14 protein-coding genes and 1 tRNA gene are annotated in these 11,728 nt (G+C 68.4%); 6 read left to right on the top strand and 9 right to left on the bottom strand.

The features are described 5' to 3' along the window. Window positions 1–17 precede the first annotated feature (17 nt). The 3 genes from J7I98_RS06180 to J7I98_RS06170 all read left to right on the top strand — a co-directional run bounded on the left by J7I98_RS06180 (window position 18) and on the right by J7I98_RS06170 (window position 1,235). A complete protein-coding gene (locus J7I98_RS06180) occupies window positions 18–356 on the top strand; it encodes a metalloregulator ArsR/SmtB family transcription factor (RefSeq protein WP_214919543.1) in 339 nt (112 codons plus the stop codon). Beyond that, window positions 353–1,096 (top strand): DUF2071 domain-containing protein, encoded by a 744-nt coding sequence (locus tag J7I98_RS06175; protein ID WP_214919542.1) that lies wholly within the window; start codon window positions 353–355, stop codon window positions 1,094–1,096. Before J7I98_RS06180 ends, J7I98_RS06175 begins: the two co-directional genes overlap by 4 nt. Before the next feature lie 66 nt (window positions 1,097–1,162). Further along, window positions 1,163–1,235 (top strand) — tRNA-Arg (locus J7I98_RS06170). A gap of 397 nt (window positions 1,236–1,632) precedes the next feature. On the opposite strand, the gene J7I98_RS06165 is transcribed toward J7I98_RS06170, so the two are convergent. From J7I98_RS06165 to J7I98_RS06135, 7 genes are all read right to left on the bottom strand, one after another. Further along, window positions 1,633–1,788, bottom strand: coding sequence for a hypothetical protein (locus J7I98_RS06165; protein WP_214919541.1), 156 nt, complete (start codon window positions 1,786–1,788; stop codon window positions 1,633–1,635). A gap of 717 nt (window positions 1,789–2,505) precedes the next feature. Next, window positions 2,506–2,718 carry a hypothetical protein gene (locus tag J7I98_RS06160; protein ID WP_214919540.1) on the bottom strand — a complete coding sequence of 71 codons (213 nt, stop codon included), beginning with the start codon at window positions 2,716–2,718 and terminating at the stop codon, window positions 2,506–2,508. A gap of 87 nt (window positions 2,719–2,805) precedes the next feature. Continuing rightward, window positions 2,806–3,648, bottom strand: coding sequence for a helix-turn-helix transcriptional regulator (locus J7I98_RS06155; protein ID WP_214919539.1), 843 nt, complete (start codon window positions 3,646–3,648; stop codon window positions 2,806–2,808). Further along, entirely contained in the window at window positions 3,645–4,175 is a 531-nt protein-coding gene (locus J7I98_RS06150) for a DUF6879 family protein (RefSeq protein ID WP_214919538.1), read from the bottom strand. Before J7I98_RS06150 ends, J7I98_RS06155 begins: the two co-directional genes overlap by 4 nt. A 1-nt stretch (window position 4,176) precedes the next feature. Next, window positions 4,177–4,383 (bottom strand): hypothetical protein, encoded by a 207-nt coding sequence (locus J7I98_RS06145; RefSeq protein WP_214919537.1) that lies wholly within the window; start codon window positions 4,381–4,383, stop codon window positions 4,177–4,179. 383 nt (window positions 4,384–4,766) lie between these two features. Then, on the bottom strand, window positions 4,767–5,711 hold the full coding sequence (locus J7I98_RS06140; RefSeq protein ID WP_214919536.1) for a CU044_5270 family protein: 945 nt from the start codon (window positions 5,709–5,711) through the stop codon (window positions 4,767–4,769). After that, on the bottom strand, window positions 5,704–6,336 hold the full coding sequence (locus J7I98_RS06135) for an RNA polymerase sigma factor (RefSeq protein WP_214919535.1): 633 nt from the start codon (window positions 6,334–6,336) through the stop codon (window positions 5,704–5,706). The genes J7I98_RS06140 and J7I98_RS06135 overlap by 8 nt, the downstream gene beginning before the upstream one ends. A gap of 748 nt (window positions 6,337–7,084) precedes the next feature. Between J7I98_RS06135 and J7I98_RS06130 the strand changes: the two genes are divergently transcribed. The 3 genes from J7I98_RS06130 to J7I98_RS06120 all read left to right on the top strand — a co-directional run bounded on the left by J7I98_RS06130 (window position 7,085) and on the right by J7I98_RS06120 (window position 10,220). Continuing rightward, entirely contained in the window at window positions 7,085–7,870 is a 786-nt protein-coding gene (locus J7I98_RS06130; RefSeq protein ID WP_214919534.1) for a calcium-binding protein, read from the top strand. 262 nt (window positions 7,871–8,132) lie between these two features. Further along, window positions 8,133–9,578: an FG-GAP and VCBS repeat-containing protein gene (locus J7I98_RS06125; RefSeq protein WP_214919533.1), complete on the top strand. Its 1,446-nt coding sequence runs from the start codon at window positions 8,133–8,135 to the stop codon at window positions 9,576–9,578. A 105-nt stretch (window positions 9,579–9,683) separates the two neighbouring features. Beyond that, window positions 9,684–10,220, top strand: coding sequence for a DinB family protein (locus tag J7I98_RS06120; RefSeq protein WP_214919532.1), 537 nt, complete (start codon window positions 9,684–9,686; stop codon window positions 10,218–10,220). A gap of 42 nt (window positions 10,221–10,262) precedes the next feature. On the opposite strand, the gene J7I98_RS06115 is transcribed toward J7I98_RS06120, so the two are convergent. Together J7I98_RS06115 and J7I98_RS06110 are read right to left on the bottom strand one after the other, a co-directional pair. Then, window positions 10,263–11,240 (bottom strand): adhesin, encoded by a 978-nt coding sequence (locus J7I98_RS06115; protein ID WP_251020194.1) that lies wholly within the window; start codon window positions 11,238–11,240, stop codon window positions 10,263–10,265. Between the two features lie 167 nt (window positions 11,241–11,407). Next, window positions 11,408–11,728 carry a trypco2 family protein gene (locus J7I98_RS06110; RefSeq protein ID WP_214919531.1) on the bottom strand — a complete coding sequence of 107 codons (321 nt, stop codon included), beginning with the start codon at window positions 11,726–11,728 and terminating at the stop codon, window positions 11,408–11,410.

The following is an 11,728-nucleotide window of genomic DNA, read 5'->3' as shown; positions in this document are numbered from 1 at the left end:
GTGCTAAACATAACCCCATGGGAGTGAGCAACGACGACGAGGCGGGTGCCTTCCGGGCACTCGCGGACCCGACAAGGCGCCAGATCCTGGAGGACCTCAGGGGCGGCGAGCTGGCGGCCGGTGAGATCGCGAGCAGGTTCGCGATCAGCGCGCCGTCGATCTCGCGCCACCTGGGCGTCCTGAAGGGCGCGGGCCTGGTCACCGAGCGACGCGACAGCAACCGCATCCTCTACACGCTGGCGGAAGACCGGCTGGCGACGAGTGTCGGACGGTTCCTCAGCGCCGTATGCCCCGAACAGATCGTGCTGCGCCACACGAAATGGCGGCCCGCCGCCGAGGAAGGCAGGACACCATGAGGCAGCCCCGGACGCCCCGGACCCAGATGTCCAGCGTCGTAGAACGCCGACTGCTGGTGAACTACCGAATCGACCCGGCCACGGCGACGGCCCTCCTCCCCGCCCCACTCCGCCCCCAACTGGTCCGCGGTTACGCCGTAGCCGGCATGTGCCTGCTGCGCCTGGGCGACCTCCGCCCCACCTGGGCACCGACGGACCGCGGCCTGCGCAGCGAAAACGCCGCACACCGCATCGCGGTCGAATGGGACGGCCCCGGCGGCACGGTCGAAACGGGTGTCTACATCCTGCGGCGCGACACGGCTTCCCGGATCAGTGCCTGGGCGGGCGGCCGCATCTTCCCCGGCGAACACGGCCGCGCCGACTTCGAGGTACACGAATCCCCGGACGAAGTGCGCGTCGCTTTCGCCACCCGGGACGGTTCCGCAAAGGCGGACGTAACGGTCAAGGTCACGGACGACCTGAGGGGCAGCAAGCTCTTCGACACCCTGGAGGAAGCATCGGCCTTCTTCCGTACGGGCTCGAAAGGCTTCTCCCCGACCAGCACGGGCACCCACCTGGACGGCATGGAACTGCACACCAACGCCTGGCACGTAGAACCAGGCCACGCCCACGCCGCCAAGTCCTCCTACTTCGACGACCCGACCCTCTTCCCCCCGGGAACCGCGACCCTGGACTGCACCCTGGTGATGCGCAACGTCCCGGCCCGCTGGGCTCCGCTCCCCGCGATGGCGGTCGCCTGACAACTGGGGCGATCTACGGATCACGCATCCGCTACCCTGTCAGGGGTCAGTCGGGCGCAAGCCCCGGCCTCCGTAGCTCAGGGGATAGAGCACCGCTCTCCTAAAGCGGGTGTCGCAGGTTCGAATCCTGCCGGGGGCACACGATGCACCAGCAGTGGGATCAGTAAAGGCCCAGGTCAGCTAACCTGCCGACCTGGGCCTTTCTACTGCCGCCGCACTTTGCCTGCACCCCACTACAGGGTCCCTACGGTCTCGCAACCGGAGCCCGTCTCCTAAAAATCCCCTAACCGATCACGAATGCCCGGGCAGATCAGCCCGCAGATAAAGCCGTGACCTGTGAGCCAGAGGGAGAGGTCCAGTGCATACCCGTCCAGCCACAATCAGGACATCTGTGAGCGCACGAGCATCGACCGGATGGTGTACGGACGCATCGAGTTGGGTCACTCGTCGCCCTAAGTCGACAGCCTGATCCTCGTTGTCGGCGCGATCGGCGTACCGCTCGCCGAGCTCCTCAAGATGTAGAGAGCGGTCCCGTGCTACTGCCTCCCGCAGACACCGCACGGGTACGACTGCTGCGATACGACGTTGCCGTGGTCGTCGTAGGCGTAGACGTAGACGTACACGGTGGTCTTACTAGCGGGGCATCCGGGAGTCGAGCCGCACGGCACGGTGTGGTCTTGCCGGTGCCCCATAGGTGAACTTCACCTTCTGCTCGGGGGTGGGCTCCCACCGCCTCGTGCATCCGGTGCAGTACCAGCGCCATTGGTCGTCAGCGCCTGGACGTGTCGTGGTCGTGTCTTTCCACAGCGCGGGGTGAGTGGGGCAGTGGGGGCAGTAGGGCGGCTGCTGCACTGACTGGACTCCTTGGGCGCGCATTCCGCCAGCGTGGTGCTACGGCCAGTTGTGCGTTGCGCTGACCCGTTCCGGCCACCCGTACGAGCGACTCGCCAGGGCAGGAATCAGTGGGGCGGCCGCTCCAGCGACCTCGTACGGCAGTAATCCCGCCCGCCACCGGTTCGCCGTAGGCCCGGTAGCGGGCGGGACTCGATACCCCGACCTACGCCCCAGGGACATCCGCCGGCAGGGGCAGTCAGCGACGACGTATCCGGTGGCAGCTGCACGCGCAGCGGAACTGAACCGCCACCACACCGCCGGCCTTCACGTCGTAGTTGCCGTGGCAGAACGAGTGCTCGTCAATACGGCATTCCCCAGCGATCGCCGGGTCGCTCCGGGGGTCTGCGGGCGCGGTCACTGCGTCTCACCCGCGCGCTTCGGCCATGCCTCGCGGGAGTAGGCGCGGAAGTGGTCGCCACTGTGGCCGACGCTGAGGGTGCAGCGCATCGGGGTGCCCGGCTTGGGGACCCAACAGAGCCCCGGGATGTGTACGCGCCTCTGCTTCCAACTCGTCACTATGGCCGCCGCGCCGTCACTTGCTCCGCGGCCGGGGTGAGGTGACGCTGTTGACGGCACGGCGCGCATGCGTACCGGCCGTAGCCCGATCCGGACGTCGCCTCGACAGCGTCGATGAGGACGGCGGTCATCGACGGCCCCTCATGCCAGTGACACCAGGTGCCGGGCGTTCCCGCTTCGGTGGCCCCCGAGGGGCGGGTTCGTGTCGTCATGAGGACGACGCTAGGACGGCGTGTTTCTCAGGATCGGGCGTGTTTCTCCGTGTTTCTCATAAGGCTTGCGGTGTTTCCTGATGTTGCTCAGGAACGGATGAGAGCAGCCCGAGCGCGGGCGATGACCTGATGTGCCGTCCTACAGCGGACGGCACCCGCATCGAGGGCGGCCCAGACCTTTGAGTACAGGGCGACGTCCTCCGGTGAGTCCAGCCACATTTCCGCATGCCACGACTCGGCGATGACGAGCCGGTCGTCATGGATCCAGAAGTCATCGCCCGCCGCAATTCGTACATCCGCGCTGAGCGGGATGATGCCGAGCTCCACAGTGGACAGGCCATTGACGGACATCAGCCGGTCCAGCTGGTCGGCGAGAACGGAAGAAGAGCAGATCCGGGCATGCAGAGCCGACTCACCCATCAACACCCGGTACTTCTTGCCGTGTACGTACAGCCCTTCTTGGCGGCGCAGCCGCGACGTGACGCCTGCTTCTACGTCCCGCGCCGCCCCGTGCAACTCCGCGTACCGGGACAGCACACTGCGCGCGTATTCCGGCGTCTGGAAGACGCCTGGGACGACGGATGCGGTGAAGCCCCTGAACACGCGAGTCCTCTCGTGCTGCGCGCCGAGCGCGTCTTGCACGCCACGGTGCCCGCCGGCCAGCTGGCGCCGCCAAGAACGGTACGTGGATTCCAGCCCGGCGAGGCGCCCTTTCAGCTCGGCAGCGGACTCGGGCCGGCCGACGCCCGCCGCCCACGCTTCGACGTCCGCGGGCGTCGCGGTCTGCTTGCCGTTCTCCAGCTTCGAGATCTTCGACGGCGCCCATCCGCACTCGGCGGCCAGGCCCCGGACAGTGAGCCCGGCCTCGGTGCGCAGCTCGCGCAGCCGCGCACCGAGGGCGATCCTGGCCTGCTGGAAGTCAGTGCTCACACACCGGAACGTACCTGCGCCACGAACTCCTCGTAACGAGTTGCGTAGTGCCACGCCGCATCGCGGGCCTGGCACGCGGCGAGTACCTGCTCGGCGTCGGTGGTCAGCTCCATGCGGCGGGTGGCGTCGGACCAGTTGAAGCGGGCCAAGAAGCGGGAGTCGAACAGCCAGAAGTCGAAGTCCGGCAGGCCGAGCCGCTCCGCCCCCGATCGGTGCATGTACCGGATGTCCTCGCCTGCGGCCAGGTTGTCCGGCGTGGTGGCCAGCAGGTAGCGCTGGTTGTCCGTCGCGGGCTCATCGACGAGGCGTACGCGCTCGATCCGCTTGCCCTGTTGCGTCTGCTCCCGAGCGTTGACGAACCAGGGGCCGTCCACATCACGTGGCGGGTCGACGCCTGCGAGGAACTGCCGGTACTCGTCGGTGCCCTGGTCGGCGGCGTAGCCCTGGCGGGTCTCCAACCGCCATGCGGTGTGCTCGAATCCCTCCCTGAAGTAGTCGAGGATCTGGTGAGCCGGGACGGCTGCCACGTCACTCCTTCGGCGCGAAGTTGACGAGCAGGGCGCGATCGACGACGAGCGACTCGCCCTCAAGCGGGTTCGCCATCTGCGCGAGCACGCCGGGGTCCGTGACGGTGTAGCCCTGCACCAGGATCTCCCCACTCTCGACGTCCTCGTACAGCGTGGGGCACTCTCCGGTCTTCGAGTTGGTGCCGAGCATCCGCAGCGTGCGGGCCATGAGGGTTCCCCTCCTCGGTAGTCCGGCGAAGTGCCGGGGGTGCGCACCGTAGTTCGGTGATCTAGAAACACGAAAGAGGCCCCCTGCCCTCCCCGAAGGGAGAACAGGGGGGGTGCAGGCGTTCGTGCGTACTGGCGGCGGAACGGGTCCAGAGCTTTCGACTGCGAGTCGCCCCGGCGGCGGGTCCGGGTCAGGAGCGCCATCGCGGCGGCAGATCCGGGCGTCCGGGTCGTAGGAGGGCGTCGGCCACGAATAGCCGAACGCCGTGGCCGTGGCCGTTGGCCGTGAGCGTTCCGAGCAGCACGCCGCCCGGATACCGGCCGACGGGCGCGTCAGGGAGTCACGGGCCAGGAGCTTCGGGCCACGCACGCTTCACTCGGTTGTCAGCTCTGAGGGCGCTGGCCGATCCGGTCGACCACACCCAGTTCGTCCAGACTCCTCATCTCGAAGTACCAGCCGTCCAGCTCCAACCCTCCCTTGACGCGTTTGAGGCCGCTGCCTTTCGTGCGCAGCCCGAGGTAGTCGTAGGTTTCACGGTCGAACACGAACGTGAAGGAGGCTTTGGGATGGGAGATTGCGATCCCGTGTCGGCCGAGGGCGTCCACCTGGTTGTGGTCCAGCCTGACGCCGGGGATCTTCGCGAGTGCCTCGAACGCGGCGGCCTGCAGCCCGGGAGGCATGACCCGCGGCGCCTTCATCAGCAGGCAGGCTTCGAAGAACGCGGACGCGTCGTTCTCCGGCGTGCTCTTGGAGCCATGCCTGAAGAGGTCGAGGAGCTCGTCCGGGTCGGTCGGCAGCTTCTTGAGATCCGCGTACGCGGTGGGCGGCCACACCCAATCGTGCTTGCTCCGAGGGGGGTCGTTGCGGATTTTGCCGTGTTCCTGGCGCTTCGAGGGCTTGGAGCCGTCCACCGACAGCCAGCTCTCGTCCGTCCACGTCTTGGTCTTACCGCCCTCAAGGGGTTTTTGCGTGATGTACGTCCTGGTGTAGAGGTACTGGTCGTCGCGTGGGATCGGCAGCCCGGCGCTGTCGGACCGGGACCTGTCCGCGGCCCGGTGCAGCACCTGCGCCGCGCTGAGCGTGGTCATCCGAGACGCGTCCCGGTCCTCGCCGCCTCTCGTGGCGACGACAGCGGTTCCCGCCACCGCGGCAACCGTTGCGGCAACCGCCACCCGCAACACCAATCGCCGGGACAGAGCGGCAGAACGGTGCGGACGGGTCTCCTCGGAGATGGCGCTCCGCAACCGGAGGCGGGCGGCGGAGCGGGCTTCGTGGGTCAGCGGCGGCGTGCCGGTCTCCATCTGCCGCACGCGCATGAGGTCATCCACGATCGGGTTCCTCCAGGTCCTCTCGAATGGTTGTGGGATCCGAACCGCCCAGCGCTTCTCGCAACGCGTTCCGGGCGCGGTGCAGCCGTGAGCGCACGGTGCCCATCGGTATGCCCAGGGCCTCTGCGGCCTCCGCGTAGTCGAGATCGCCCCAGGCGATCAACAGCAGGACGTCCCTGTTGCGGGCGGACAGCCCCGCGAGGGCCGCTGCCAGGCTGCGCCGGGTGTTCTCGGCGCCGACCCGGGCCACCACCCGGTCCGCCATCGCGTCACTCGCACCGCGCCCCTCGGCCGGAGCTGTGACGGCGACACGCGACAGCGCCCGCAGGCGACGGGCCTCGGCCCGTCTGTGCCGTCCGATGAGGTTGGTGACGATCCCGTACAGCCAGGGCAGGGCCTGCGGCCTCGACAGGTCGTAGCGCAGGCGCCGCTGAAAGGCGATGACGAATGTGTCGGCCATCAGATCGTCGGCCGCCTCGGTGCCCAGCCGCCGGGCCGTGTACCGGTGAATGTCATCGGCGTAGCGGTCGAACAGTACGGCGAACGCGTCCGGGTCGTTCCAGGACCGCTCGATGACCGAGGCATCGGAGTCGGCTGTTCCGTCCGTTACATCGGAACGAACCATCCCGACGTCCGGCGAGGCGGTCACAGGTCGCCTCTGAGATTCATGTCGTTCCTTCGACGATGCGGGTATGGACACCCCTTGTTCGCCGATGTCCGCATCCGAGTTCCAAATGGCCGCTCGCCGCCCTCGCGCCACACCCGCGAGGAGGTCGGACAACTACCGTCAACAGCGGTGAGAACCCACAGCGCTCCAGAGGCCCAGTGGTCATCATCGGCGCAGTAGGTGAACGCCTCTACACGCAGCCCAATAGCCCACCAACAGGCCTTGGAAAGCGTGCGCCCCGAGCAACAGCCTTGGGCCGCCGCGCACCGGTTCGCGGAGCGGTGTGCCGTCCGCGACGGCATGCGCCTCGTAACCCTGGACTGGTCCGCACGACAGCCGAGACCAGGGGTGGGGAATCGTGGCTCGTACGCAGTCCAGGTGTGGAGCGCTGACACCCCGCAGTCTGACGCGCAGCGAGTGCGGCTGTTCGACCGGGTAAAGACGGTCCGATCGAACTCCTGAAGCGGGTGTCTAAGGTTCCAATCCTGCCGGGGGCACCAGTCGTGAAGGCCTCCAGCCGATCTTGGTTGGGGGCTTTTGGCATACCCAGAGCCGATCCTTTCGGCCGACGGCCGCCTGGAACATGGGTCGAAGCGGCGATCGAGCGGCCGTTGTGATGATCGGTTCGACTGTTTACAGTTAGCCGCTCATTCGCCCGCCGTGTCGTGCATCCGGCGGGCGCACCTGCACCTTTGTGGGGAGATTCATGCGCAAGCGCGCAACCTTCGCTGTGCTCGCCGCTGTCACCGCGCTGGGCGGATTCACCGCCCCTGCCGCGTACGCGGACGAGACCGTCGGCGACATCCAGATCAGCAACGTCTCCGTCAACGGCGGCAAGAACGTCGTGGTCGGCGTCAGTGACAAGACGATCACCGTGTCGCTGACGGCCACCGACCCGTCGGGCATCTGGGACGCGGACTTCTACCTGTGGCGCGGCCCGGACGGCTCAGACCCCTACAGCGCCGACGACTACGTCACGCCGAACGAGGACACGACGCCTGCCGACTGCATAGCCTCCAGCGCCACCACCTCCACCTGCTCTAAGACCTTCACCTTCGAACCGGACTGGTGGCTCACCAACGCCCACGCCGGGACCTGGAAGGTCGGTGTCCAGGCGTGGGCCAACGACGACAGCCGGACCGAGAGGTACGCCTACACGACCACCCGCATCCAGCGGCTCTCCAAGCTGACCGCCAACGCGGGGCCCGAGCCGGTGGCCGCGGGCAAGACGCTGACGGTCACCGGCAAGCTGAGCAGGGCGAATTGGGACACTCTCGCTTACGCCGGCTACACCGCACAGCCGGTCAAGCTCCAGTTCCGGAAGGCGGGCACCACCACGTACAGCACCGTCAAGACGGTGAACACCTCCAGCACAGGTGCCCTGAGCACCACGGTCACCGCGTCCACGGACGGCTACTGGCGCTGGAGTTTCGCCGGTACTTCGACCACCCCGGCCGTCTCGGCCGCCGGTGACTTCGTCGACGTGCAGTAGTCGACGTGCAGTAGCAGTCGCAGTCGCAAGTTGCGGTAGCAGCCTTGCAGTGGCGCCGGGTCGCGTTCGTGGCGACCCGGCGTCGGCCTGTTCGGCCGTGAACTCACCGGCCGCCGTACAACCCTTGCGCCCCTCCAGTGGTCCTCTCTGCACCGAATGACACGTGCGTACGAGGACGAGCTCCCCCAAACACGGTCGATTCGACCCACCGATTTCGGATGCCCCACCGGCATCCGGCATGTCGCAGGAGAAGAAGACCCGCATGCGCAAGCGCCTCCGTATCACCCTCGCCACCTCCGCCGCGGCCGCCCTCACCGGCGGTCTGCTCGTCGTCGGAGCGGGCAGTGCCGCCGCCGCGCCCTCCGGGCTGCAGGGCGACTTCAACGGCGACGGCTACCGCGACCTCGCGATAGCCGCGCCCATCGCCAAGGTCGACGGCAAGTCCGGTGCCGGGTACGTCGCCGTCGTCTACGGCACCAGCAGCGGCCTCGACAAGTCCAAGCGCACCCTCATCAGTCAGGCCACCGCCGGGATTCCCGGAGTTCCGGAATCCGGCGACTACTTCGGGGACCGCATCACCGCCGGTGACCTCGACGGCGACGGCTACACCGACCTCGTCGTCGGCGTACACGGCGAGCAGATCGGCAGCACCGGCGACTCCGGCGCCCTCACCGTCGTGTGGGGCGGCGCTACCGGTCTCACGTCCGGCACCGACATTTCGTCGCCGCTGCCCGAGAACCGGTACGAACTCGGCTGGGACGTCGCCGCCGGTGACTTCGACGGGGACGGCAAGACCGACCTCGCCGCCGTCAACATGGCAGGCCCCGGGCTGAACATCTTCAAGGGGCCCGTCTCGCGCACCGGCGCGGCGGCGGCCCTCGTCGGCATCGACACGTCCAGCCAGACCGGCATCAACGCGGACAGGATCGTCGCAGGGAACGTCACCGGCGACGGCGCCACCGACCTCGTGGTGATGGGCCAGCAGCAGAGCGGCGACGGGCACATCACCCGCAGCGTCCTCTACAAGGGCGACGCGACCGGCCTCAAGGCGTCCGGCAAGCTCGCGGGCGGTTACGCGGCGGCCATCGGCGACGTCAACAAGGACGGTTACGGCGACATCGTCACCGGCAACTTCATGGAGAAGTCCACCGACGAGCCGAACGGCGGCCTCGGCGGCGCCGTCACCGTGACGTACGGCAGCGCCACCGGGCTGTCCACCCGCACCCCGGTTCGTATCACCCAGGACACCGCCGGCGTCCCCGGCGCCGCAGAGCGGGGCGACCGCTTCGGGTGGAGCCTGTCCGCGGGCGACACCAACCGCGACGGCTACGCCGATGTCGCGGTCGGCGCGTCGTCCGAGTCCTTCGGTGGCAGGACGGCGGCCGGCACCGTCACCGTGCTGCGCGGATCGGCCACGGGCCTGACCGGCACCGGCTCCAAGAGCTTCTCGCAGGACACGGAGGGGGTGCCCGGCGGAGCCGAGTCCCACGACCAGTTCGGCGCCTCCGTACACCTCACGGACAGCAACGCCGACGGCCGCGCCGAGCTGACCGCCGGTGCCTTCGCCGAGAACAGTGGCGCGGGCTCGGTCTGGCTCTTCAAGGCCAGCACGAGCGGTATCACCGCCACCGGTTCGACGACCTTCGGCTCCACGTCCCTCGGTGGCCCCTCCGGCCTGACGTACTTCGGCGACCGCTTCGCCAACTGAGCCCGCTCAGCCGCATCGCGGCGACGAACAGCGCGTCCCCGTCTGTCTGGGGGCGCGCTGTTCGCTGTGGCGGTTTTGTCAGTGGTGGGTGGCAGTCTGTAATGCATGAGCAGCACACCTGACGGACGACCCATCCCGCCCATGAACGCGGACGAACGCACCACGCTGGAGAGCTGGCTCGACTTTCACCGTGCCACGCTCGCCCTCAAGTGCGAGGGCCTGGACGACCGGCGGATACGGGAGGCGTCGGCCGCGCCCTCGTCGTTGACGCTGCTCGGGCTCGTGCAGCACATGGCCGAGGTCGAACGGAACTGGTTCCAGCGGGTGTTCGCCGGGATGGACGTTCCTGCGGTGTACGGCAAGGGGGAAAGCGCCGACGGTACCGATGGCCCCAACGGCGCCGACGGCGGGTTCGAGCTGGTCGACGGGCGGGGTATCGACGAGGCGCTCAGCATCTGGCGGGACGAGATCGCTCGTGGCCGTGAGATATGTGCCGGGCGGGCGCTGACCGACACCGTGCTGTTCGGCGGGCAGGAGATGAACCTGCGCTGGATCTTTGTGCACATGATCGAGGAGTACGCCCGCCACAACGGCCACGCGGACCTGGTGCGGGAGGGGATCGACGGCTCGGCGGGGTTCTGAGGGGGCGAAGGGGAGCGTAAAAGGGGAGGGGCGCGCGAAGGTTTACGTACGGCAGCTGATTTTCATCTGGGCCGCTGCGTGGTGTGCGCCGACCAGGTCCTCGTCGCCCCAGTCGCGGCCCCGGTCGATCAGTTGCACCGCAAAGGCGTCGCCCTTGACGTCGTAGCTGCCGACGGAAACCAGGCTGCCCCGGTGGACGGTCTGGCGTACACCGAAGGCCGCGTACGACGACTCGTTGTCGTCGGCGTCGGCGAGCACCCGGTAGAAGGTCGGGTTGCCCGCCACGTCGAGGTCGCGGCCGCTGTCCGGTACGTACACGGCCAGCGCGCACTGCTCGAAGCCGTCGCCGACCGTCCAGGACCAGGTCGCGGTGTTGCCCCGGTCCCTGTCGGGGGCGCCGGACATGGGGACTGCGGTGAACCGGCCGTCGCACGAAGTGCCTGTGTAGCCGCCGGAGTTCACGGTGTACCAGCCGGCGTCGCCGTTCTCGAAGCGGCCGAACTCCCGGTAGTGGCCGGAGCTGCAGCCCGGTCCCGCCCATGCGGTGTACGACGGGTGCCGCGCGGGTGGGGGCGGCTTGGGAGGCGCCTTCGGCTTCGGCTTCCTGGATTTCTGCGGGGGCCGGGATGTGGCGGCGGGGATGCTCGCGCTGTCCGACGGTGGCGTCGTGTCGCCGATCGGGTCCGTCGGGCCAATCCTGGTCGGCACCCCGCGGGCTATGTCGTCGGGGTTGCCCGCAGTTCCGCTCGTACCGCCACCGCCTCCGCCGCCCTCACCGCCTCCGCCTGAGGCGGCCAGCAGGGTGGCCGCCGTGACCAGAACGGTCAGGGCGGCGACAACTCCCGTCGCCACCAGGGCCTTTCTGCCGCGCGAAAGGGTGGACAGGCGGCCGGCCAGTGTTTCGCGGGCTATCCAGGCCCCGCTCGCCAACCGGCCGTCACCCGCGCCCACCCCACAGCCGGGACAGACCATGCCCGGCAGCGCACCCCTGCGTCCGCCACCGCATCCCTCGCACACCATGGAGACCTTCTCGCACCGTACTCATGGATCACGCTGAACAGTCGGCCAGCAGCCACACCAGCAGCAGCCACCGGCAGTCAAGGGGACCCACTATGCATGAGGCCGTCATTCCGGAACAGAGAATGCGCGGGATTGACCTTGTCCCGGAGTCAGTCCTCGTCTCGGACTCAGTCCTCCTCCGAGTCGTCGCCCCCCACATCCACCGGGCCGCCCCCGTCACGTTCCCGCGGTTCCAGCTCCACCGTGATGCGGTGCGTCGTGTCCTTCGTCCTCGTCGCACCCAGGTCCGCCGTCACCACGCCGATCCGCAGGCCGCCCTTGCCGCTCGTCTCGCGCCGGATCTGGACCGCGAATTCAAGGTTCACCTTTCCCACCCTGAAACGCAGGCCGCTCTCCCTGCCCCGGCGCTGAGCCTCCTCCAGTTCGGCCCGCACCTGACCGATCGCGTCGGCCAGACCCGCGCCCTGCAACTCGTCGTTCGTGTCCAT

It is taken from the genome of Streptomyces sp. ISL-98 (genome assembly GCF_018614055.1).
GTDB lineage: Bacteria > Actinomycetota > Actinomycetes > Streptomycetales > Streptomycetaceae > Streptomyces > Streptomyces spiramyceticus.
Note: the sequence above shows the minus strand (reverse complement) of the source record. Positions and strands in the feature narration are given on the sequence as shown.